General features: G+C 24.8%; 24 protein-coding genes and 1 rRNA gene. 21 read left to right on the top strand and 4 right to left on the bottom strand.

The genetic code is table 11. From position 1 onward, the window contains the following. Positions 1 to 12 precede the first annotated feature (12 nt). Entirely contained in the window at positions 13 to 639 is a 627-nt protein-coding gene (locus DT059_RS01660) for an HAD family hydrolase (protein WP_145596209.1), read from the bottom strand. After that, a complete protein-coding gene (locus DT059_RS01655) occupies positions 639 to 1,388 on the bottom strand; it encodes a cytidylyltransferase domain-containing protein (RefSeq protein ID WP_145596207.1) in 750 nt (249 codons plus the stop codon). The genes DT059_RS01660 and DT059_RS01655 overlap by 1 nt, the downstream gene beginning before the upstream one ends. Positions 1,389 to 1,582: 194 nt before the next feature. On the opposite strand from DT059_RS01655, the gene DT059_RS01650 reads away from it, so the two are divergent. From DT059_RS01650 to DT059_RS01640, 3 genes are read left to right on the top strand one after another with little or no spacing between them, the layout of a single operon-like run. After that, a complete protein-coding gene (locus tag DT059_RS01650; RefSeq protein ID WP_145596205.1) occupies positions 1,583 to 2,524 on the top strand; it encodes an aldolase/citrate lyase family protein in 942 nt (313 codons plus the stop codon). Next, positions 2,521 to 3,330 carry an AAC(3) family N-acetyltransferase gene (locus DT059_RS01645; protein ID WP_145596203.1) on the top strand — a complete coding sequence of 270 codons (810 nt, stop codon included), beginning with the start codon at positions 2,521 to 2,523 and terminating at the stop codon, positions 3,328 to 3,330. The genes DT059_RS01650 and DT059_RS01645 overlap by 4 nt, the downstream gene beginning before the upstream one ends. A gap of 15 nt (positions 3,331 to 3,345) precedes the next feature. Then, positions 3,346 to 4,686, top strand: a complete 1,341-nt coding sequence (locus tag DT059_RS01640; RefSeq protein WP_145596201.1) for a DUF4910 domain-containing protein — start codon at positions 3,346 to 3,348, stop codon at positions 4,684 to 4,686. A gap of 4 nt (positions 4,687 to 4,690) precedes the next feature. On the opposite strand, the gene DT059_RS01635 is transcribed toward DT059_RS01640, so the two are convergent. After that, positions 4,691 to 5,467, bottom strand: a complete 777-nt coding sequence (locus DT059_RS01635; protein ID WP_145596199.1) for a hypothetical protein — start codon at positions 5,465 to 5,467, stop codon at positions 4,691 to 4,693. Next, positions 5,451 to 6,212, bottom strand: coding sequence for a hypothetical protein (locus tag DT059_RS01630; RefSeq protein WP_145596197.1), 762 nt, complete (start codon positions 6,210 to 6,212; stop codon positions 5,451 to 5,453). The genes DT059_RS01635 and DT059_RS01630 overlap by 17 nt, the downstream gene beginning before the upstream one ends. Positions 6,213 to 6,354: 142 nt before the next feature. Here DT059_RS01630 and DT059_RS01625 point away from each other — a divergent pair, with 142 nt between their 5' ends. The 18 genes from DT059_RS01625 to DT059_RS01540 all read left to right on the top strand — a co-directional run bounded on the left by DT059_RS01625 (position 6,355) and on the right by DT059_RS01540 (position 22,364). Next, positions 6,355 to 7,113 (top strand): FkbM family methyltransferase, encoded by a 759-nt coding sequence (locus DT059_RS01625; RefSeq protein ID WP_145596195.1) that lies wholly within the window; start codon positions 6,355 to 6,357, stop codon positions 7,111 to 7,113. Positions 7,114 to 7,172: 59 nt separating this feature from the next. Beyond that, positions 7,173 to 8,045, top strand: coding sequence for a glycosyltransferase family 2 protein (locus DT059_RS01620; RefSeq protein WP_145596193.1), 873 nt, complete (start codon positions 7,173 to 7,175; stop codon positions 8,043 to 8,045). Between the two features lie 97 nt (positions 8,046 to 8,142). Continuing rightward, on the top strand, positions 8,143 to 9,012 hold the full coding sequence (locus tag DT059_RS01615; protein WP_145596190.1) for a hypothetical protein: 870 nt from the start codon (positions 8,143 to 8,145) through the stop codon (positions 9,010 to 9,012). A 54-nt stretch (positions 9,013 to 9,066) separates the two neighbouring features. Beyond that, positions 9,067 to 10,272, top strand: coding sequence for an O-antigen ligase family protein (locus DT059_RS01610; RefSeq protein WP_145596188.1), 1,206 nt, complete (start codon positions 9,067 to 9,069; stop codon positions 10,270 to 10,272). Positions 10,273 to 10,309: 37 nt separating this feature from the next. Continuing rightward, entirely contained in the window at positions 10,310 to 11,302 is a 993-nt protein-coding gene (gene galE / locus DT059_RS01605) for a UDP-glucose 4-epimerase GalE (RefSeq protein WP_145596185.1), read from the top strand. 32 nt (positions 11,303 to 11,334) lie between these two features. Further along, complete coding sequence (locus tag DT059_RS01600) at positions 11,335 to 12,477, top strand: glycosyltransferase family 4 protein (protein WP_145596183.1); 1,143 nt, start codon at positions 11,335 to 11,337, stop codon at positions 12,475 to 12,477. A 137-nt stretch (positions 12,478 to 12,614) separates the two neighbouring features. Continuing rightward, positions 12,615 to 13,370 (top strand): glycosyltransferase family 2 protein, encoded by a 756-nt coding sequence (locus DT059_RS01595; protein WP_145596181.1) that lies wholly within the window; start codon positions 12,615 to 12,617, stop codon positions 13,368 to 13,370. 4 nt (positions 13,371 to 13,374) lie between these two features. Beyond that, the gene (locus tag DT059_RS01590; RefSeq protein ID WP_145596180.1) at positions 13,375 to 14,361 is read left to right on the top strand and encodes an NAD-dependent epimerase/dehydratase family protein; all 987 of its coding nucleotides are present in this window, start codon (positions 13,375 to 13,377) and stop codon (positions 14,359 to 14,361) included. Beyond that, complete coding sequence (locus DT059_RS01585; protein ID WP_145596178.1) at positions 14,345 to 14,866, top strand: sugar transferase; 522 nt, start codon at positions 14,345 to 14,347, stop codon at positions 14,864 to 14,866. The genes DT059_RS01590 and DT059_RS01585 overlap by 17 nt, the downstream gene beginning before the upstream one ends. 110 nt (positions 14,867 to 14,976) lie before the next feature. After that, complete coding sequence (locus DT059_RS01580; protein WP_145596176.1) at positions 14,977 to 16,968, top strand: nucleoside-diphosphate sugar epimerase/dehydratase; 1,992 nt, start codon at positions 14,977 to 14,979, stop codon at positions 16,966 to 16,968. Between the two features lie 29 nt (positions 16,969 to 16,997). Further along, complete coding sequence (locus DT059_RS01575; protein ID WP_145596175.1) at positions 16,998 to 18,266, top strand: O-antigen ligase family protein; 1,269 nt, start codon at positions 16,998 to 17,000, stop codon at positions 18,264 to 18,266. Positions 18,267 to 18,394: 128 nt separating this feature from the next. Continuing rightward, positions 18,395 to 19,600 carry a Wzz/FepE/Etk N-terminal domain-containing protein gene (locus DT059_RS01570; protein ID WP_145596173.1) on the top strand — a complete coding sequence of 402 codons (1,206 nt, stop codon included), beginning with the start codon at positions 18,395 to 18,397 and terminating at the stop codon, positions 19,598 to 19,600. Positions 19,601 to 19,696: 96 nt separating this feature from the next. Further along, positions 19,697 to 19,811, top strand: a 5S ribosomal RNA gene (gene rrf, locus DT059_RS01565). A gap of 7 nt (positions 19,812 to 19,818) precedes the next feature. Continuing rightward, on the top strand, positions 19,819 to 20,706 hold the full coding sequence (locus DT059_RS01560; protein ID WP_145596171.1) for an NAD-dependent epimerase/dehydratase family protein: 888 nt from the start codon (positions 19,819 to 19,821) through the stop codon (positions 20,704 to 20,706). Beyond that, complete coding sequence (gene ykgO / locus DT059_RS01555; RefSeq protein ID WP_075501769.1) at positions 20,703 to 20,828, top strand: type B 50S ribosomal protein L36; 126 nt, start codon at positions 20,703 to 20,705, stop codon at positions 20,826 to 20,828. Before DT059_RS01560 ends, ykgO begins: the two co-directional genes overlap by 4 nt. A gap of 4 nt (positions 20,829 to 20,832) precedes the next feature. Beyond that, positions 20,833 to 20,943, top strand: a complete 111-nt coding sequence (locus tag DT059_RS01550) for an aa3-type cytochrome c oxidase subunit IV (protein WP_075484395.1) — start codon at positions 20,833 to 20,835, stop codon at positions 20,941 to 20,943. 19 nt (positions 20,944 to 20,962) lie between these two features. After that, a complete protein-coding gene (locus DT059_RS01545) occupies positions 20,963 to 22,051 on the top strand; it encodes an NAD(P) transhydrogenase subunit alpha (RefSeq protein WP_145596170.1) in 1,089 nt (362 codons plus the stop codon). A 4-nt stretch (positions 22,052 to 22,055) separates the two neighbouring features. Further along, positions 22,056 to 22,364 carry a proton-translocating transhydrogenase family protein gene (locus DT059_RS01540; RefSeq protein ID WP_145596168.1) on the top strand — a complete coding sequence of 103 codons (309 nt, stop codon included), beginning with the start codon at positions 22,056 to 22,058 and terminating at the stop codon, positions 22,362 to 22,364. The last annotated feature ends 3 nt before the right edge of the window (positions 22,365 to 22,367 follow it).

Raw genomic sequence — 22,367 nt, 5'->3', positions numbered from 1 at the left:
TTATATTAAATATTATTTTTTTATAAATTTTTTTATTTCTTTAAAGTTAGATATTTTATTTTTGTACAATTTATTATTTTTACCATATCCATATTTAGCAAAAATAAAATTCATCTTAGCTCTTTTCGCTGCTAAAAAATCTATGTTGGTATCTCCAATAAAATATGAATATTTTGGAGTAAAATTGTTTCTTTTTAAAGAGTATATTAGTTGATCTGGGTGTGGTTTTCCTCTCATTTTTTTATTTGGGCAATGAATAGAAGTAGGATTTATTTTAAATTTTTTTAATAAAAATTTTGATCTTTTATAATCTTTTGAGGTTACTATAGAAAATTTAATATTCTGTTTTTCAAATAATTTAAATACTTTCAAGACATCTTTATATGGTTTAATCAAATTTATGTTTTTTAAAGATTCTTCTCTAAAACACTTATAAATTTTAGGATTTTGTTCAATGCCTAAAGTTTTTAAGATTTTTAAAAAAGGCATACCTATTTTTTGAAAATATGATTTAAAACTTACCTTTAATTTAAATTTTTTTGATGTTTTATTCCATGCTAACTCCATATTTTTTTTTGAGTCAAAAATTACTCCATCAAGGTCAAATATTAAGAAAGATTTATTTCTTTTATCTTTCATTAATAATATTTTCTTAATCTATCTTTTTGAATTAATAATAATGATCTTAATATGTCTTTTTTAGTATTTATTGAAAAACTATCATTTTTGAATTGCAGAGTGCCAATTTTATAACCATTTTCTATAACCCTGAGCAATTCTATTCCCTCGTACTCTTCTAAATTTCTATTTTTTAAATCTTTAAACTTTTTTATAAAATCTGGTTTGAAGGTCACAAAATCTTGGTGTCTTTTAAAAGGTTTTTTTTTTGATCTGAATGGATGAGGCGCATCAGCCCTGGTTAAATACAATATATCGTTTACTTGATTGGAAATTATCTTAACATAATTGTTATTATTTTTTTCGTTAGTTAAAGTATGTGGAATCACTACATCATATTTTTTTATATTTTTTATATGAAAATTAATAGCTTTATCTAAATAACTTGGATTTAAAAAAATTTCATCACATTGTATATCAACAACTAATTTTAAATTTTTAAATCTTTTTTTATTTTTTTTAAGAAATAATGAAATCCTGTCGGTACCATTTTTAATATTTTTACTAGTCATGTAAGCATCTAGGTTGTATTTTTTTACCAGATCTACAACTTTCATGCTATCTGTACAAACTATTAGTTTGTCTAACTTTTTAGACATCAAAGATCTTTTTAAAACATGCACTAAAAGAGGCACGCCATCAATAATTTGTAGAGGTTTATTTGGTAATCTCTTAGATTTTAATCTTGCTGGTATTATTCCTAGGATCATTGAAATCTTATATACAATTTAATTAATAATTAAAAATAGTATTTTAAGTTCTAATTAAATATAGCTTTATTAAATACTTGTTCTTAATTATTTAAAAGATTATTAATTAAAATTTATAGATTAAACTATTTTTAATTAAAAAAATATATTATTATTATTTTCTAAGCTCAATATGTCTTAAAGTTAATATTTTTATGAAGTCCTTAAATCTTTTTTTATATATATGCCTAGTTAGATATAAAGCTATTAACCTTATTTTAAAAAAATTTAAAAAATTTAACATTTCTATTATTTTAGATATGGAGGATAGTGCACAAGACTTATTTGATAAAAATAATAATGAAAATTTAAAAAGAATATCTAGAGAAGGTTTAAAATATCTTTCAGACAATAATATTCTAAAAAATACAATGACATATGTAAGAATTAATTCTCAAAACACTGATTTTTACGAGAAAGATGTTGAAACAATTTCAGAAATCTTAAAAAAGAAATCTACAATAAAAGGAATTTTTTTGCCAAAAGTTGAAACTTATAGTCAGGTGAAAAATTGTTATGATCAAATTTTAACGAAAAATATTAATAATTTTTCTATAGTGCCAATGATTGAAACCCAAAAGGGCTTAAAAAATCTAAATGAAATTCTTGAGGCAGACAGAGATTATAAAATCATTCAATATGTTCATTATGGACATTATGATTTTTGTTTGGATAGTGGATTTTGGCCCTTTCCAGAACCATATCATTTTGAATACTGGGAAATTATAGATAACATTTCAAAAAATATTTCTAAACATAAGAAACAATATATTCACACGCCTTTTCCACTGATAGAAACCCAAAATATATACTGGTCATCAATAAATTTTATGCAAGATAATTTAGAAATTGGTGAAATAAACTTAAGTTTAGTAAATATTGATACTAACTATATGAAAAAACCTGAAAAAATAAAACAAACTAAGTTCAAGAATATTTCTAAGGATCATCACTATAAATTAGTCTTCGCAAAAAAAATAATAAAAGAATATTTGAACAATAAGTCAAAAAATAAAAGCTTTTCATTATCCCGTAAAAGATTTATACCACCACACTTATATTTAGGCGCTGAAAATTTTTTAAAAAAAAATAAATGAATATTCAGGAATTTGAAAAAGAGTTTTTGTTCTGTTTTAAAAAACTAAAAATTAATAAAAATAAAAATATTTACATCACTTCAAATTTGACCGACATTTCAAAAATCAGAATAAAAAAACAAACAAAACTAGATTTGTTATATAAATGTCTTACTAAATCTATGGGAAAAAATAATTCAATATTTGTTCCTACAGCAACTTTAAATCTTTGTAATTCAAAAATTATTTTTGATGTTGAAAACACAGCGAGTAATAACATGGGACCTTTTGCTGAATATATAAGACACAAAAAAAAATCTATTAGAACAATTCATCCATTTTGGTCTATTTGCGGAATTGGTTATAATGCTAAGGTCTTAAAAAATGTTTCTAAACACGCTTACGGCCATGGTTCACCTTGGTCAAAAATGTTAGATTTAGATTTTATGCAAGTAAATATTGGTATACATCCCTCTAAAGCTGTCACGTTAGTTCATCATATAGAGACAATAATTGGTGTTCCGTATAGATATAGCAAATCGTTTAAACATAAAATAAAAATAAAAAATAAATTCTATGAAGATGATTTTTTTCAGAGTGTTTTTTTCAATAAAGTCAACTCAAAGAAAAAAATTAAACTTAATGAACATTTTTTTAATATTTTAGAAAAACAGAAAAAATTAAATTACATAAAACATAAATCCGGTCTGAAGATATGGAGTTTTAAAATGAGAGATTTTTTTAAAGTTGCAACAAAACTATTCCAAGATGATATTTACACATATCTAGAATATAAACCAAGTTTAAATAAAATTTCTAATTATTGATAAGTGAGTTAACAAATGAAAGATTTAATCAATTTTGGAAAGAAAATTTTTCCTATTTGTAGAAGTATAACAGGTAAGGGTACACTTAAAACTTTAAAAGAAATTAAAAAAGAACATTTAAAAAACCTTGAAATAAAAAAAATTTCATCTGGAAGAAAAGTATTTGATTGGAAGATTCCTCAAGAATGGAATATTAATGATGCATATATCATTGATAAAAATTTAAAAAAAATTATTGATTTTAAAATTAGTAATTTACATATCGTCAATTATTCAATACCTCAAAATAGAAAAATTAAAAAAAAAGATTTATTGAAGAAACTTTATTTTTTAAAAGACTTTCCAAATGCAATTCCATACGTCACATCTTACTATAAAAAAGATTGGGGATTTTGTGTAACAAAAAATCAATTTGATAGAATCAATTCTGATTATAAAGATACTGATACATTTTATATAAATATTTCATCTAATTTTAAAAAAGCAGGACGTATGCATTATGGTGAATTATTAATTCCAGGTAAATCAAAAAAAGAAATTTTACTTTCCACATATATTTGTCATCCATCAATGGCAAATAATGAACTTTCTGGTCCACTATTAAGTATTGCTTTAGCTAAATATTTTAAAAATAAAAAAAAATTAGAAAAATCAATTAGATTTATATTTATACCTGAAACTATTGGTTCAATAGCTTATATAAATTTAAATTTTAAAAAAATAAAAAATATAATCTTCGGCTTCGTATTAACTTGTGTTGGAGATAATAAAAATTTTTCAATGTTAACAAGCAAATATAACGATACATCTATAGATAAATTATGTAATGAAGCCTATAAAAAAATGGGATTTAAAGTAAAAAAATATTCATTCTTACATAGAGGCTCTGACGAAAGGCAGTTTAGTTCCCCAGGAGTTGATTTACCAGTTATATCTATGATGAGGTCAAAATATAATACATATAAAGAATACCATACATCAAAAGATGATTTTAATTTTGTATCTGTAGAGGGCTTAAGTAAATCTTTTAAAATTCACAAATATGTTTTGAACAAAATACTTAAGATGAAAGATGAAAAAATTAATTTTGGTAGAATAAAAAATTATAATAAAAATAAAGATTTTCCAATTTCAACAAAGATATGTGAACCTAATTTAGGCAAAAGAGGACTTTATCAATTAGTAGGAACACCAGACAATCAAACTTTAGAAAAAAAAGTTGCAAATATTTTGGATTTTTTACAATATGCGGATGGTTCAAATAATTTAAAACAAATTAGTAATTTAATAAATACAAGTAACAAAGAGGCAAAAAATATTTATCTACGACTAAAAAAGAAAAATTTAGTTAAATAAATAATTAGGAATGGTGAACATCTATGTAGTTACCCTTGTAACTAAATATTGTTGGACGAAAAAATAAACAGTTTGATTTTATTGAAATAATATTCGAGTTTATTTCTAACATCTTACCACAATGAGAATTTAATTCATATTCTTTATTTTCAACAGAAAATTTAATTTTTTTAGAAGTAGGATTTATGAAGAATAATTCATTTTTACTAAAATCTTTAAAATATTTTTGAATTGTATAGATCTGATTTTTAAATATAGAAGTTTTAACCATATCACTTAAAATCCTTTCTTTTTTATTAACACTAGTATATTTAGCTAAAATATTACCGTGAACAAAAGAATATAAGTTATTATTTTGAGAGTAACCCAAATAACACCTATTACTTATTATTGATCGATCATGTTGACCTCTCTCATTTTGAGAGTAATGATAAATGTAAAATATTCCGTAATCTTCAATATTATTTAAAAACTCCTTAGTTATTAAAAGTTCATTTGATAAATTCAATGATTTTACTTTTTTAATTTTTATAAGCTCATTTTCTTTTGAAAAAAAATGGAATTCAACCCAAGAATTATTGATTTTATAAAAAAGATTTAAAATATCTGAATATTTAAATTTTGTTTTATATCCATTATCTGTTCTCCAAAGAAACGCATCACTTACAGTAGTAAAATATCCTTTTTCTTTAGCATCTAAATGTATTGGTTTAATATTGAATGAATTTCTTAAAGCTAATGCGAATTTTGTCCTACTTAATTTTTTAATTACTGATTTCATTTATTTCTTTTTTTAAATCTTTAATTTTAATATATTTATCATTACTTAGAATATACTCATGTGGTGGATGAGTATGTTCAAATGATAAAAATTTATTTTTTATAGAAACAAACATAGGTATTCCTAAATATTCTTTTGTAGTTAAAAATATTTCAGGTTTGATTAATTTGCTGTTAATCTCAATAAAATTTGCATTATTTGTTTTTAATTCAAATATTTCCTCAATTTTTTTTGTTCTTATATTAACTAAATATGCATTAAAATTTTGCTCAATTGGTTTTTCAAAAATATTCTTTATGATAATAAAGTTTTTTTCTGCCTCTGAATTAGCTAACGAACTAACTGAACTCAAAATAGTACCCTTCTTAACAACCATAGAATATGGGTATTCTGATTGGTAAGAAGAGAAACCACCTTCATCTATATATATTTTTAAGTTTGCTCTAAATTCAGGTTGAGTGTTAGTGAAAGAATTAAAATCAATAAGTTTTTCACCCTTAAAATTAATGTCCAAGCCATCTTGTCCTAAAAAATAAACATCACTATTTGAAATATTGTCATTATTTAAAATATAAAAGTAATCGTTTATTTTTTTTTCAGATAAATCTTCTAAAACCCATTTATTATTTTTTGGATAGCATCTAAATAGTTTTAATTTTGAAGGTCTGGTAGATCTATTTTTAAACAAAGGAATTTGAAGTTCAGACTTTAAAATATTGTTTTTAAAAGCAAAAAAATAGTTCATTTGTTATTAACTACCACTACACTATAAAAAAATATATTATTTTTTTTAAATTTAAATTATTCTTATTCATATTTAATAATTTAACGTTTTAATTATAGCCTAAATATGTTAACTCAATTGAATATCATCAATAAAGTTTAAAATGAAAAAAATAGTAAAAAAAATAATTAATAATTTAGGTTATGATATAAAAAAGCTAGACAAAGAATTTAAAAATCCTTCACTTGATGATTTATTAAAAGAAAAAATAGATGAAAATCCAATGATCTTTGATGTAGGAGGAAATAAGGGTCAGTCGGTAACAAAATTTAAAAAAATTTTTAAAAAACCAATCATTCATTCATTTGAACCAATAAAATCAGAAATAGAAATAATGTCTGAAAAGTTTAAAAATGATCAAGATGTAAAACTAAATAATTTTGCTCTTGGAGAAAGTATAGGAGAAAAAAATTTTAACATTACAGCACAGACTGGAGCTTCATCTTTCAATAAAATAAATAAAAATTCAAAATGGGCAGAGGTAAGATCTAAAGAAGAAAAAACAACAGTTAATGAATTTTCAAAGTTAACTAAAGTTAAAATTTCTACATTAGATAAATATTTTAATAGTGAAAATATAAATCATATTGATTTGTTGAAAATAGATACCCAAGGGTACGAGGATAAAGTTTTGGAGGGAAGCATAGAAACTTTAAGTAAAAATAAGATAAAAGCTATTGTAACAGAAGTTGTATTTGATAATTGTTATGAAAAATATTTTTCTTTTAGTGATATAGAGAAATTTTTACTACCAAATAATTTTAGAATGGTCGGGATTTATTTGTATAGCAATAGTCTTTTTAATAACTTAACTTTTTTTGCTGATGTATTTTATTTAAATAAAAATTATTACGATATATAAAAAATCAGTACTAAATTTTAAATCATGTGTAAAAAAAAGTTATTAAATAGCAACATTTAATGAACCCATTGATTTCAGTAATAATTCCAACTTATCAACGTTGTGAAAGATTAAAATTTGCTCTAAGTTCAGTTCTTTCTCAAACTTATAATAATTATGAAATAATAATTATAGATGATGGATCTGAGGATGGTACTAAAGAGATGGTTAAATCCTTTAAAGATAAAAGAATTTATTACTTTTGGCAAAAAAATTCAGGAGGTCCTGCAAACCCAAGAAACAAAGGTATTAAACTTGCTAGAGGTGAATGGATAGCATTCTTAGACTCTGATGATTGGTGGTCATCAGATAAATTACAAAATTGCATGATTTATAATAATGACAAAGTGGACTTGATTTATCATGACTTGAAATTATTTAAAAACAAACAACAGTTCTTGACAAGAAAAAAATTTCAAACACGACAATTAAAAAAACCAATATTAAATGATTTACTTTTGAGTGGTAATATTATTAGCAATTCTACAGTAGTTGTTCGAAAAAAATTCTTAGTTTCAACTGGATATTTAAATGAAAGCAAAGAATTTACTGCTGCAGAGGATTATCATATGTGGTTAAAAATTTCTAAATTAACTAATAAATTTTTTTACTTACCAAAATATCTCGGATATTATTTTGAACATAATCAAAATCTTTCAAAAAAAGATATGTCGATTCCTACTAAAAATGCTGTGAAAGAATTTAAAAAATTTTTAACATATAAAGAAAATTTAAAACTTGAAGCAAATATAAAATATATGAGTGGTAAGTTTAATTATAAAAAAAAAGATTTTATCAGTGCAAGAAAAGATTTATTCTTTGTTTTAAAAAATGGAAATAGAGCTTTAAAATTTCGTTCATTTATAATAATATTTATAATGATATTTAGTTAATTTACTTAAATAATTTTAAGTTTAAAACTTAATTATTATTTTAAATTAAATTTAAAATATAAATTATTAAAAAAAGTAATCTTAGGTAATTATATATATGAAATTTGAAGAAAATTTGTCTAAAATAAATAAAATTATTTTTAAGGTCGCTCAACCTGTTCTAAAATCTGTTCTAAAACTAAAAAATATTCATCAAGGTGAGTCTTGTTATATTATTGGAGATGGAATTAGTATAAAATGGTTTGATTTATCTATCTTTTCAAATAAACCAGTCATTTCTTTGAATAAAATTGCATACCATAAACAATCAAGTTATTTAAATCTAAAATATACTACATTTACAGAACCATATTATTTTTATCCTTATTATTGGGATCCAGACCCAGGGATGGTAGAAACAACTGGAAAGCAAATTTTTAAAAATTATGTTCAAAAAAAATTTAAAGAGCTTATAAAAAAACAACGTAACACAACTTTTTTTGTCAATCTTTCAAATTATCCAACTCTTTGGGATCCAAATATATGCTGGGTCTATAAAATGATAAATGATCCTAATAGTAAATTTTTACAAGAATGTAATTATAGCAATTTAAATATTTATGCAGGTAGTTTTCGGTGCGCTGTTGCATTGGCTGTTTATATGGGTTTTAGTGAAATATTTCTTGTTGGATGTGACTACACTCATGAGAAACCAAAAGCACAACGTTGGTATGAAAAAGGCACAGGGATTTTAAAAAATTTTCCAGAATATGAAAAAGATTTTTTAAATATTGCTAAAAAATATGCAAATATCACAACTATTACTCTTGAAGGAGGAGGCACTCACCTTCCAGGACAAACATATTATCAATTTTCAGGTAAAGAGCCGAAATTTAGAGAAAATATTGATTTAATGGAAAAATCAATGCTTGATACACTTTCCAAAGAGCCTTGGTATAGTAATAGAAAATATAATAGAATTTACTAAATATTTTAGTTTTTTTTGTATTTTTTAAGGCATTAGTATTAATTATAAGAATATATGCTTCGAATTAAAAAATTAAGTTTAAAAAAAAAAATTTCTAGTTTTTTCTTAATAACTTCTTTTATTATTTTTTTATACCCATATTCAATTTCAGGTTTATCTGCAAATTATAGTTTTATTTTATTTCCGCTTTTTCTTATTTTGCTTACAGGAAAAGTAAAAAAACCGAGTAATAATGTTACTTTAACGATAGTATTTTTTTTTCTAATATTTATTATAGGTACAATTTATCAGTCTAATCTCTTCCAGCACTTAGATAGAAGGTTTTTAAGTTTTATAATTTTCATGACTCTTTTTTCATATGTAGTAATTGATATAGACAAACACAAAATTGAAGCTTTCAAAATTGCTGTAGTTTTAATCGTTTTGTATTTTGCGGTTCAAAAAATAGGAAAGTTTTTCATTTATACTCTGATCGAGGATTATGGAAATTTAAAATTTTATGTAGGAAGTTCTCGATATGGATATGTTTACCTTTTAGCATTTTGGATTACCATGTTATATAAACCTCCTAATAAATTAATTCAAATTTTAAAACTCTCAGTCATTATATTAATTTTAGGCGGTATATTTATAACATATTCAAGAACCACCATTGTCGCTCTTCTTTCTACTTTTGGATTATATTATTTCAGTAATATATTTTTAATAAAAAAAAAATTATTTTTTAAATTAGCTTTTATTTTCTTGATACCAATAATTTTTATTGTTTTAGTAAATTTATTAGAAAAATTGTTTCCAAATACATCTTTATATTTTTCAAGAACATTATTTACTTACTTCTCTTTAGATGGTTTTTATTCTCTGATTGAAAGGTTTGGTAATGTGGATTCATCAGAAGGTTTTAGAATAAATCTATGGGGAAAAATTTTACACTATGTTTCTTTAAGTCCATTTATTGGATCAGGTTTTCTTGGATGCTGGATCATGTTTAGTGATATGGAATGTTCTGCTCATAATCAATATGCCGATGTTCTCTTTAGAGTAGGCTTTATTGGTTTTTATCTTTATTTACTAATTTTATTTCAAGTTTTTAAATATCTAAAAAATCACCATCGAGATCTTCTTTATGGTTTTATAGGTATGCTTATTTATGGATTTTTTCATGAAACATTTAAATTTTCACAAGGTGCATTTATTTTAACATTTTTATTTGGCATGATGATTACAGAGCATCGAAATAATAATGCAATAAATCGTTAATTAGTTTAAATGTAAAAAAGGATATAAACACTATAAAATGAAAAATATTTTTATTACAGGTGGTGCAGGTTACATTGGATCACACTGTGTTATATCCTTAGCAAAAAATAATTACAATCCGATAATTATTGATAATTTTTCAAATAGTAACGAAAGTGTAATAAAAAAATTAGAGATAATTACAAAAAAAAAAATAATTTATTACAATCTAGATATAAAAAATAAAAAAAAATTAAAATCAATATTCAAAAAACATTCTTGTTATGCGGTAATACATTGTGCTGGTTATAAAGATGTGAGTGAAAGTTGTGAAAAATCAATTAATTATTTTGATAATAATATTGGATCAACCTTATCTTTATTAGACTGCATGAGAGAAAGAAATGTTTTTAAAATTATATTTAGTTCTTCAGCGAATGTTTATAATCACGGACAATCATTACCACTCAAAGAAACGGCAAATGTTGGAAAAACAAAGAACCCTTATGGTAATTCAAAATATATTATAGAGAGGATATTAATGGATTTATCAAATTTTGATAAAAAGTGGAGTGTTAGAATTGCAAGATATTTTAACCCAATAAGCAACCATAGCTCAGGGATAATAAGAGAAAATTCCAAAGGTATTCCAAGCAATTTACTTCCTTATATTATAAGCGTCGCTAAAAAAAAATTACCAGAGCTACGGATCTACGGAAAAAATTATAAAACAAAAGATGGAACTGGTGTCAGAGACTATATTCATGTGATGGATTTAGCTGATGGTCATGTAGCAATGATAAAAAATAATAGAATGAAAAAAGGATTAGAAGTTTATAATTTTGGAACAGGTAAAGGTTTGAGTGTTTTAGAAATGGTAAAAGTATTTGAAAAACAAATTGGAATATCTATTCCATTTAAATTTGTAAAAAAGAGAAAAGGAGATGTTCCAGCTTCTTATTGTAGTCCTAAAAAAGCATTAAAAGAATTAAAATGGAAGAATAAATTTGATATTAATCAAGCAATGAAGGATATTAAAAAAATTCTTTAAAATAAAATATAAAAATTAAAATTATTTATACTGTGCGGGTTGCTAATATTATAGAGGAGGGGAGAATTGGTGGCCCTCAAATACGTAATTTGATGGTTGCTTCATCATTAAAAAAAAAGAAAGTTGAAATAACTTTAATTTTTCCAAAAAAAAACTCAAAAGATCTTAAAAAACAATGTAATTTACTTAACGTTAAACATTTATCATTACCACTTAGTTCTATAAAAAAAAGTTTATTTGGAGTAATTATGTATATAATATTATTTCCATTTGAAGTTATTAAGCTAGCATTAATATTAAAAAAAAAAAAATTCGACTTAGTACACGTAAGTGGTGGAAGTTTGCATAATAAAGGTATCTTTGCTGCTAAATTAGCTGGGGTAAAGGTAATTTGGGAATTAAATGATACTCATGCTCCAAAAATTATCAAAAAAATTTTCTCATTTACAAGTCATTTAGCAAATGGTTTCATTTTTGCATCAGAGAGGACTCAAAAATATTATTCAAAATTAATACCTAATAAAAGAAAAAATTTCTTAATACAATCTCCAGTAAATACAAACTTGTTTAACCCAAATATAAAACTTAATCCTGAGAAATTTTTCAAAAAAAAAAAAATAGGAAAAAAAATTGTAATAGGAACTGTTGGAAATATAAATCCCAATAAAGATCATGCAACTTTTATAAAAACAGCTGCCAAACTATTATCTTTTGAAAAAGAAATTATTTTTGTAATAGTAGGACCTATATATAAGAGTCAAAAAAATTATTTTGAATATTTATCAAAATTAATTAGAAGGAATAAAATTAGAAATGTTCATTTTATTGGTTCAAGAAAAGATATAAGACCGATACTAAAAAAAATTGATATATATGTTTGCAGTTCTAGCAATGAATCATCACCATTAGCAGTATGGGAAGCTATGGCTATGGAAAATGCAGTCATTTCAACTAATGTAGGCGATATAAGTAAATTTATTAAAAATGGTAAAAATGGATACATAGTTAAAGTTGGTGATGCTAATAGTTTATCTTTAAAAATAATAAAATTATTAAAAGACCCAAAGTTGAGAAAGCAATTTGGTAGGTTTTCTAGAAAAATAGTAAGAAAAAAACTTAATTTAGATTTATGTGCTTATTATCACCAAAAAGCTTATATTAATATGCTCATTTAAATATGAAAAAAATTTCATGTATTTGAATTTTTTTATGAGTTCTATTTTTATTTTCCTCAAAAAGAAGTATTTTTAAGATTAAAATAAACTAAAAATATTTTATGTTTTGGTTTAATAATTATAAAGGATAAAATATTTTGAAAATTTCAATTATTACCGTCACTTTAAATAGCGCTTCAGTTATTCAGCAGTGCTTAACTTCGGTAAGGATGCAAAAATATAAAAATATTGAACATGTTATAGTTGATGGAAAAAGCGATGACGAAACTTTAACAATACTAGAGTCACAACGTAATAATTTTGCTTCTTTAATTAGTGAGTCTGATGATGGTATCTACGATGCTATGAATAAAGGGATTAAAATCACAACTGGTGATATTATTGGGTTTCTTAATTCTGACGATTTCTATGCAAATAATAAGGTCTTATCTACAGTAGCAAATATTTTCATGAACAATCCTACGATTGATGCATGTTATTCGGACTTAATTTATGTAGATAAATTGACTGCATCTAAAACTGTAAGATATTTTAAATCAAGTAAATTTCAGCCAGGTTTATTTTCAAAGGGATGGTGTCCACCTCATCCCACATTTTTTGTAAGGAGGTCCATTTTTGAAAAATATGGAAACTTTGATTTAGACTTAAAAATAGCTTCAGATGTTGATTTAATGATCCGTTTTCTGGAAGTACATAAAATTCAGTGTTTATATGTACCAGAAATTTGGGTTAAAATGCGTATGGGCGGTACAACAAATAAAAGTTTTAAAAATATTTTTATACAAAATCAGGAAATTATTCTATCGTTAAAAAAAAATAATTTACCTATAAATAAAATCAATTTTTTTACTAATAAAATAATTTCACGTGCAAAACAATATTTGAAAAGATAAATAGATGAATAAAATTTTAGTTACAGGAGCTAATGGATTTATTGGTCAGTCGCTTTGTAATAAATTAATAAAAAAAAATAAAATAGTCCGCGGTATAGTTCGAGATGAATCCATTGTTAAAAATAATTTAAACATTGAGTATGCATCAGTAGGAGATATAAACTCTGAAACAAATTGGATGCATTTACTGTCCAACATTGATTGTATTATTCATTGTGCAGGAATAGCTCATGCAATGGAAAGTAAAAATTTGTTTACAGAGAAGGATTATATGTCCTCAATTGTAGATGGAACCAAACAATTGGCTACGCAAGCTGCTGCTGCTGGAGTTAGAAGAATTATATTTTTAAGTTCAATAAAGGTAAATGGAGATAATACCAGTGAAGTAGTATTAGACAATAATAATCAACATAAAAATATTTTTACTTATAAAGACAAACCTGTACCTAAAAGTTTATATGGTTTAGCTAAATGGAAAGCTGAGAAAGAGTTGTGGGAAGTTGCAGCTAAAACTAAATTAGAAGTAAATATATTACGTTTACCTCTTGTATATGGAAAAGGAGTTAAAGGTAATTTAAAACGTCTCTTGATGTTAGTTCGATCTGGCGTGCCATTACCCTTTAGTATGATTAAAAATCAACGTTCTATGATTGGTTTAGATAACTTAATTGATTTAATTTTAATATGTATAGATCACCAATCAGCAGCTGGAAAAACTTTTTTAGTATCTGATGGTGAAGATGTTTCTACACCAGATTTAATAAAGCATATATCTTTTTCAATGGGACGATCAGCTCGTTTGTTTCCTGTTCCAATTATTTTACTTAAAATAATTGCAAAAATTTTAAATCGAAGAGAGGAAATTGATAGATTAGTAGGTTCTTTGAAAGTTGATAGTTTATTTACACGTAAAACATTAAATTGGTCACCTAAAATAAATATTTCGGAAGGTATAAAAAAAATGGTTTCTAGTAATGATAAGAATATTTGATTTATTATTTTCTATTTTAGGGCTTATTTTTTTATCACCTATTTTGATTATAACATTAATTATTGGCTGGTTTGATAATGGCTCTCCACTTTTTTCTCAGACTCGTATTGGAAGATATCAAAGATCATTTATTTTGTTTAAATTTAGAAGTATGCCAGTAAATACATTATCTGTTGCAACTCACCTCGTAAAAAATACAAAGTTAACAACATTTGGAAAATTTTTAAGAAATACAAAATTAGATGAAATTCCCCAGCTATATAATGTTTTAAAAGGCGATATGAGCTTAGTTGGTCCTCGCCCATGTTTATTAAATCAAAAGAGATTAATTAGTGAGAGAAAAAAAAGGGGAGTGTTTAAAGTCAAACCAGGTATTACAGGTTTGGCACAGGTCACAGGAATTACTATGAAAAACCCAAAACTTTTAGCTGAAACAGACGCAAAAATGATAAAACAAATAAATATATTTAATTATTTCTGTTACATTTTTAAAACATTATTCTAGACAGCAAATAAATTTAGCGGCAGTTAATTGATTTTAAGTATTGATATTACTTTTTATATTGTATTTTTAAATAGTACTTTTATAAAATATTAATACATAATTAAAACTGAATGTTATTTACAATAAACGAAACTATTAAAAATATATTATTACTTCCACGTTATGCAAAACAGATTACTGTAATAATTTTTGATATAGGTTTATGTATTTTATGTACATGGCTTGCATTTTATTTACGCCTAGAAAAATTTATAACGATTAACGATATAACGCTAATAGCAGCTTTACTTTCTGTGTTTTTAGCTATACCTATTTTTTGGTTGTTGGGATTATATAGGGCTATATTTCGATACACTGGTTTATCTATTTTTTTCTCAATTTCAATAGCTATATTAATTTACGCGTTAATATATTTTTCAGCAGTAGGTATCTATGCAATTCAGGGTATTCCAAGATCAATTGGTATTATTCAACCACTATTATTATTTTTTTCTGTCACAGGATCTAGATTACTAGTAAAATATTTTATTGTTAGTACTTTTAATTCAACGAATAATTCTAAAAATAAAAAAAAGATATTGATTTATGGTGCAGGGAATGCAGGCAGACAATTATTAACTAGTTTAGAGAGTAATACCGAATTAGAAGTTGTTGGTTTTTTAGATGATGATGTTAGATTGCATAATCAAGTTATGTTAGGACAGACTGTTTTTTCACCAACCAGACTAGATAATTTAATAAATTTAAAAAACGTAAACATAGTCCTTCTTGCCCTTCCGTCAATTAGTAGAAATTCAAGGAAAAAAATTATTGAAAAGCTTAATAATCATAAATTAATTGTAAAGACACTTCCCAGAGTTCAAGATGTTGTAGACGGTAAAGTATCAGTATCTGATATAAGAGATTTAGATATTGCAGATTTATTAAGTCGAGATGAAGTTGCACCAAATTATAACTTGTTAAATAAAAATATTAACTCAAGGGTGGTTCTTGTGACAGGAGCGGGTGGATCTATTGGTTCAGAGTTATGCCACCAAATTGTAAAACATAGTCCAAAAAAATTATTACTTTTAGAATTAAATGAATTTGGTCTTTATAAAATTTTTGAAGAACTAAAAAATTTGAGTAATAGAATAGAAATTATACCTCTAATTTGTAATATTCAAGATAAGTCTAAAATAAATCAAATTTTTAAAACTTTTAATGTTGAAACAGTATATCATGCAGCAGCTTATAAACATGTTCCGTTGGTAGAAGAGAACATTTCTGAAGGAGTACAAAATAATGTTTTTGGAACTTTTGTAGTTGCACAGGCTGCGATAGAACAAAGAGTGTCAAATTTTGTGCTTATTTCAAGCGACAAAGCAGTAAGACCTACTAATATTATGGGTGCAACTAAAAGACTTGCTGAATTATGTGTTCAAGCGCTTTACGAAAATGAAAAAAATAAATTTTCTAAATTTTCTATTGTAAGATTTGGTAATGTATTGCAGTCATCTGGTTCAGTTATACCAAAGTTTAAAAAACAAATAGAAGAAGGTGGACCGGTTACGTTAACTCACCCAGAGGTAACACGTTATTTTATGACCACTAAAGAGGCAGCTCAATTAGTGATTCAAGCGGGAGCAATGAGCCAAAATTGTGAAGTTTTTGTCCTGGATATGGGAAAAAGCGTCAAAATTAAAGATTTAATTTATCAAATGATTATAAATTCTGGTTTAACAGTAAAAGATGTTGATAATTCAGAAGGAGATATTGAAATCAAAGTAATAGGACTTAGACCTGGAGAAAAATTATATGAGGAACTTTTAATTGGAGACAACCCTCAAAAAACAAACCATGAAAAAATTAAAAAAGCCCAAGATAATTTTATTCCGTTTAATGACTTAAAACTTGATTTAGATATACTAAGAGATTTGTTACAATCTAATAAAGCTATTGAAATTAAAAATATGTTAAAAAAATTAGTTTATACATATAAATCTGAAACTAAGATTGTTGATCATCTCTATTTAGAGCAGTTACCATTTAAAAAGGAAAATAAAAGTCCTAAAATACTCGAGCGCGAGGGAAATAAGATTATAAAGATTAATACTAAGTAAAATTAATAAATATCTGTTAAAAAATTATTATGAAATATTTAAAATTTTCAAATACAACTATTATTAGTTTAATAATTTCCTCAATAATTCCATTTTTAATTTGGGGTCCTTTTTTCCCTGATTTAATTGTAAGTATCTCAGTTTTAATTTTTCTATTTTATACATTTAAAAATAAAAATTATTATTATTTTAATCATGCTCCTTTTAAAATATTTTTTATATTCTGTATTTTTATAATTATTTCTAGTTTGATTGATAAAGAAACTTTTTTTATGTTTTTTAGCTTAAAAAGTTCTATTTTTTATCTAAGAATTGGAGTTTTCAGTTGTTTTATTTGGTATTTAATTGACAAAGATAAATCATTTTTAAATTATTTTTACTATGCTTTGTTGATATGTTTTTTGGCATTAGTAATTGATGGATTTTATCAATATATAAATGTTAAAAATTTATTTGGTTTAGAGAGGATGAGTAATCGTCCATCATCTTTTTTTGGCGATGAGTTAATAATGGGATCTTATTTATCAAGACTTTTCCCGTTATTTTTTGCCTTATTTTTAATCAAACAAAAAAAACCTTATGAAGTTTATTTTATAGGAATTTTATTTATTTTAGTTGACCTACTGATTTTTTTATCTGGTGAAAGAGCTGCTTTCTTTTTTTTAAATTTATCTACTATATTTATAATTATATTAATTAAAAAGTATCAAATATTTAGATTAATTACTTTTTTAACAGCTTTTGTTTGTATAATAATTATAACTTTAAATTCAGCAAGCTTAACCAACAGAATGATTTTATCACCTGCTCAAGACATGGGTATTATAAAAAACACTGAACTAGAAATTCAAAAGAAATCAGTAATTTTTTCTCCAGTTCATGATAGTCTTATAAGAACAGCATTTGAAATGTTTAAAGACAAACCTTTTTTAGGTCATGGACCTAAAATGTTTAGAATAAAATGTCAGGATCCAAAATATGCTGTTGGAAAATCTCCATGTAATACCCATCCCCATAATTTTTATATACAGTTGTTAGCAGAGACTGGAATTATTGGATTTAGTTTTTTATTTCTTGCACTTTGTTATGTTTTATTTTCTTCTTTTAAGCAAATAAAATCAATATTTTTTGAAAAAAAACGATATTTGACTGACTATCAGGTATGCTTGTTAGCAGGTTTGTTAATTACATTGTGGCCTATTTCACCAAATGGTAATTTTTTTAATAATTGGTTAGCTATAATTTATTCATTGCCTGTAGGTTTTTATCTTCAATCAATATATTCTAAAGATAATTGAATAAATTAAACTATCTAAATATCAAAAATCGAATTTAATTTGCTTTTTTTTTAATTACTGATTTTGAAATAGATAAATTCTGAATTTACTGTATTGTAATTTGTTATATAATAAATTAATTAATTTTTATGTCAGAAATAAATCAAACCAAAACACATTACGAAGTAGATTTAGTTGATTTACTTAAAGCTTTATGGTTAGGAAAATGGAAAATTATAATAATAACAGCAATTTCAGTTTTGGTAGTACTTGTATATTCAAATTCTATTCCAAAAAAATATAAATTAACAACTGTTGCTTATCATGGTGATAGATCTTCATTTATAAAGTATAGTGTTATCAATGATATCTTAAAACTTAATGACCTTACTGCTACAGAAGGTCGTGATATTCCTAATAAATATGTTTTAAACCCTTCAAGAATTTTTCATAAAGCCCGTGTTGAGTTTAATAATTACCAAGCAGTAACTTCAGTTTTAGAGAATGAAATTTCAATTATGAAATCTTTTGATGGAACTGATGAACAAAAGCAAGATTTATTAATTAAATTAGCAAGATCTTTTAATTTTTTAACTCCTACCAAACAAGGTGAAAAGTATAGCGTGTCATTTACTTGGGAAAATATTGAAGAAGGAAAAAAAATTTTTGACAAAGCAATGGCTAAAGTTATGGAAAATGTAAAAAAATCAGTAATTAAAGATATTTCTAATTTAGCAAATATAATTGAAAAAAATAATCAACGAAAGATAGATTCGTTAAATCTTAAATTTGAACTTTTAGAAAAAGCACAGAAAGAAAAAGATATGGCACGTATTGAATATTTAAAAGAACAATCAACTATAGCAAAAGAAATTAACTTAGAACAAAATATGGAAGGTTTGTCGTTAGGTCAATCTAAACAAAGTCTATTTCTAGAACCCACTCAAGGGTCGAACTCTACTAAAAATAAATCTCTGATAGATCTTATAGAAGTACCTTTTTTAGAAGTGCCATATTTCTTGCTTGGTTATAGGGCAATTGATAAAGAAATTGAGTTAATTCTTAATCGAACTGATAGACAAAGAATTTTAAATACAACTGAGTATATTAAAGTAATGGCAAAATTAATTGAGGTAGAAAGCGATTTATCACCTGAATTACTTAGGCAGAGTATAAGTATAATTGAAAATGATAATGTAAAAAATTGGATAAAATATGATTTTTCACTTGGAAGTACTAAATCCTTAAATAATACTAGATTATATATTATGGTTGCAATTATGTTTGGTTTAACTTTTGGATCAGTTTTTGTAATTATTTCTCATTATTTTCGAAAAAATAATAAATCAATTTAGTTAAGTTTGTCAGTTTTTAAGTACTTTTTTTTAATAAATAAATTTTTATTACAAATTCATCTTTACATTGTTGTTTTTATAAAGTAACAAACTTTGCCTGGTAATTATTGCGAAAGTGTAATACCCGATCCCATTCCGAACTCGGAAGTCAAGCCTTTCAGCGCCAATGGTACTTTGTCTTAAGACATGGAAGAGTAGGACATTGCCAGGCTTAAAACATGAAAAATCTCATAATTGTAACAGGTGGTGCTGGTTTTGTTGGGTCAAACTTAATTGACTATTTATTAAAAAAAACAAATTATAAAATAATTAGTTTAGACAACTATTCCTCTGGAAAAAAAGAAAATCATATCAAAAATAAAAGAGTAAAATACATTTATGGCAGTACATTAAATATTAGCAAAATATTTAACAGAAAAAAAAAATATATTAAAACAATTTTTCATTTTGGAGAATTTGCAAGAATATTCCAAAGTTTTAAGAAATTTGATGAATGTTACAGATCAAACTCAATCGGTTCGAAAGCTGTATTCAAATTTTGTTTAGATAATAAAATTAAACTTATATATTCTGCAACTTCAGCAAGTTTAGGAAACTATGGAGAGGATAAAAACCTTTCACCTTATGCTTTCACAAAATCAAAAAATATAGAATTATTAGAAAATTTAAAAAAATGGTTTAATTTTAAGTTTGAAGTTATATTTTTTTATAATGTTTATGGTTCAAAGCAAATTAATGTTGGCGAAATGGCAACGGTAATTGGCATTTTCGAAAATCAATACTTAAATAAAAAACCTTTAACTGTTGTTAAACCTGGGACACAAACTAGAAGGTTTACTCACATAAGTGATACAGTTGAAGTTTGTTATAAAGCTTTTAAAGCAAATAAGTGTAAATATTATAGTATTAGTAATAAAAAACCATATTCAATATTAGAGGTTGCAAAGATGTTCAATAGTGAAATTGTAATGTTAAAACCAAGATTAGGTGAACGATATGCCTCAGCACTAACAAAAATATCTAAAAACAACAAAATAATTCAAAAATTTGGAAAATTACAATTGAAAGATTACATAAGTTCCTTTATTAAGTCCCATAAATCATGAAAATAAAAAGCTCATTAAAATCAATTAAAAAACGAGATCTAAACTCTAAGTTAGTTAGAAGAAGAGGTAGAGTTTATATTATTAATAAAACAAACCCAAAATTTAAAGCAAGACAGAAATAGTTTTATGGACAATGAAAACCATAAAAATACCTGGAATAATTTTACTAAATTTGTTTTATGGGGAACTGTTGCAGTAATATCTGTTCTAGTTTTAATGGCAATTTTTCTATTATAACATTACAACTTATATTTAAATGAAATTAGCATCAATTTCTGAAAATCTTAATATCGAAAAAAGGGTAGCAATTACTCCTGAGATAGCAAAAAAATATATAAGCTTGGGATTTACTTTATCATTACCAAAAAATTATGGAGCTCATTTAGGGTTTAGCGATCAAGATTATAAAAATCTTGGTGTAAGTTTAATAGATAATGAGGAAGAAATAATTAAGAACTCTGAAATTATTATTCAATTAGGATTACTAGAAGAAGAAAAATTATCATTACTTCAGGAGAATCAAATATTGATAGGTTCTCTAAATGCTTTTTCTAATAAAGGGAAATTAGAACATTTAAAATCAAAAAAAATAAATTGTTTTTCATTAGAATTGCTACCAAGAATTACGAGAGCACAATCAATGGATATTTTATCCTCACAAGCCAATCTTGCTGGTTACAAAGCAGTGATAGAGGCTTTCCAAGTTTATGAAAGAGCAATTCCAATGATGATGACTGCAGCAGGAACAATACCAGCAGCAAAAGTGTTGGTAGTTGGAGCGGGAGTTGCAGGATTACAAGCAATTGCAACAGCAAAAAGAATGGGAGCTATAGTATTTGCTACAGATGTAAGAATGGCTTCCAAAGAACAAGTGGAAAGTTTAGGTGGTAAATTCTTAACTGTTGAAGGATCTGAGAATTTAGAAACTGAGGGTGGCTATGCGAAAGAAGCATCTGATGAATTTAAAAAGAAGCAGGAGGAGTTATTAGCAGAGACTTTGAAAAAAATTGATATAGTAATTTGCACCGCATTAATTCCTGGTAGACAAGCTCCTAAAATAATTACAGAGGAAATGTTTAAAAATTTACAAAAAGGTTCAGTAATTTATGATTTAGCAGCAGTTCAAGGAGGTAATACTATTTTTACTGAAGTTGATAAAATTGTCGATAAAGATGGGGTAAAAATTCTAGGTGAGGCAAATATACTTAATAAATTACCAGTATCGGCTTCTAATTTATATGCAAAAAATGTATTTAATTTTGTCTCTAATTTATATGATAAAGAAAACAATAAATTAAATATTAATTTAGAAGATGAAATTATTGAAAAAACTTTAATAAAATAGAATTATGGAAATAGATCCTTTTATATTTAGATTAAGTATATTTATTTTATCAATATTTGTTGGTTATTATGTTGTATGGAGTGTTACACCTTCCTTACATACACCTTTAATGTCTGTAACAAATGCAATTTCATCAGTAATCATTGTGGGTGCAATTATTGCAGCACTATCAAGTGGGGATGGAAAAGTTTTCACATCTTCTAGCATTTATGGTTTTTTAGCAATTGTATTGGCGGCAGTTAATATTTTTGGTGGATTTTTAGTTACTCAAAGAATGCTTGCTATGTATAAGAAAAAAAAAAAGGATAAATAATTT

Origin of the sequence: Candidatus Pelagibacter sp. FZCC0015 (assembly GCF_007833635.1) — a bacterium.
GTDB lineage: Bacteria > Pseudomonadota > Alphaproteobacteria > Pelagibacterales > Pelagibacteraceae > Pelagibacter.
This window is presented reverse-complemented; position numbering and strand designations above follow the sequence as displayed.

What these genes read in the sequence shown, in the direction of transcription:
- DT059_RS01660 (WP_145596209.1), bottom strand. Translation starts at nt 639, where the DNA reads ATGAAAGATAAAAGAAATAAATCTTTCTTAATATTTGACCTTGATGGA.
- DT059_RS01655 (WP_145596207.1), bottom strand. Translation starts at nt 1,388, where the DNA reads ATGATCCTAGGAATAATACCAGCAAGATTAAAATCTAAGAGATTACCA.
- DT059_RS01650 (WP_145596205.1), top strand. Translation starts at nt 1,583, where the DNA reads ATGAAGTCCTTAAATCTTTTTTTATATATATGCCTAGTTAGATATAAA.
- DT059_RS01645 (WP_145596203.1), top strand. Translation starts at nt 2,521, where the DNA reads ATGAATATTCAGGAATTTGAAAAAGAGTTTTTGTTCTGTTTTAAAAAA.
- DT059_RS01640 (WP_145596201.1), top strand. Translation starts at nt 3,346, where the DNA reads ATGAAAGATTTAATCAATTTTGGAAAGAAAATTTTTCCTATTTGTAGA.
- DT059_RS01635 (WP_145596199.1), bottom strand. Translation starts at nt 5,467, where the DNA reads ATGAAATCAGTAATTAAAAAATTAAGTAGGACAAAATTCGCATTAGCT.
- DT059_RS01630 (WP_145596197.1), bottom strand. Translation starts at nt 6,212, where the DNA reads ATGAACTATTTTTTTGCTTTTAAAAACAATATTTTAAAGTCTGAACTT.
- DT059_RS01625 (WP_145596195.1), top strand. Translation starts at nt 6,355, where the DNA reads ATGAAAAAAATAGTAAAAAAAATAATTAATAATTTAGGTTATGATATA.
- DT059_RS01620 (WP_145596193.1), top strand. Translation starts at nt 7,173, where the DNA reads ATGAACCCATTGATTTCAGTAATAATTCCAACTTATCAACGTTGTGAA.
- DT059_RS01615 (WP_145596190.1), top strand. Translation starts at nt 8,143, where the DNA reads ATGAAATTTGAAGAAAATTTGTCTAAAATAAATAAAATTATTTTTAAG.
- DT059_RS01610 (WP_145596188.1), top strand. Translation starts at nt 9,067, where the DNA reads ATGCTTCGAATTAAAAAATTAAGTTTAAAAAAAAAAATTTCTAGTTTT.
- galE (WP_145596185.1), top strand. Translation starts at nt 10,310, where the DNA reads ATGAAAAATATTTTTATTACAGGTGGTGCAGGTTACATTGGATCACAC.
- DT059_RS01590 (WP_145596180.1), top strand. Translation starts at nt 13,375, where the DNA reads ATGAATAAAATTTTAGTTACAGGAGCTAATGGATTTATTGGTCAGTCG.
- DT059_RS01585 (WP_145596178.1), top strand. Translation starts at nt 14,345, where the DNA reads ATGATAAGAATATTTGATTTATTATTTTCTATTTTAGGGCTTATTTTT.
- DT059_RS01580 (WP_145596176.1), top strand. Translation starts at nt 14,977, where the DNA reads ATGTTATTTACAATAAACGAAACTATTAAAAATATATTATTACTTCCA.
- DT059_RS01575 (WP_145596175.1), top strand. Translation starts at nt 16,998, where the DNA reads ATGAAATATTTAAAATTTTCAAATACAACTATTATTAGTTTAATAATT.
- DT059_RS01570 (WP_145596173.1), top strand. Translation starts at nt 18,395, where the DNA reads ATGTCAGAAATAAATCAAACCAAAACACATTACGAAGTAGATTTAGTT.
- DT059_RS01560 (WP_145596171.1), top strand. Translation starts at nt 19,819, where the DNA reads ATGAAAAATCTCATAATTGTAACAGGTGGTGCTGGTTTTGTTGGGTCA.
- ykgO (WP_075501769.1), top strand. Translation starts at nt 20,703, where the DNA reads ATGAAAATAAAAAGCTCATTAAAATCAATTAAAAAACGAGATCTAAAC.
- DT059_RS01550 (WP_075484395.1), top strand. Translation starts at nt 20,833, where the DNA reads ATGGACAATGAAAACCATAAAAATACCTGGAATAATTTTACTAAATTT.
- DT059_RS01545 (WP_145596170.1), top strand. Translation starts at nt 20,963, where the DNA reads ATGAAATTAGCATCAATTTCTGAAAATCTTAATATCGAAAAAAGGGTA.
- DT059_RS01540 (WP_145596168.1), top strand. Translation starts at nt 22,056, where the DNA reads ATGGAAATAGATCCTTTTATATTTAGATTAAGTATATTTATTTTATCA.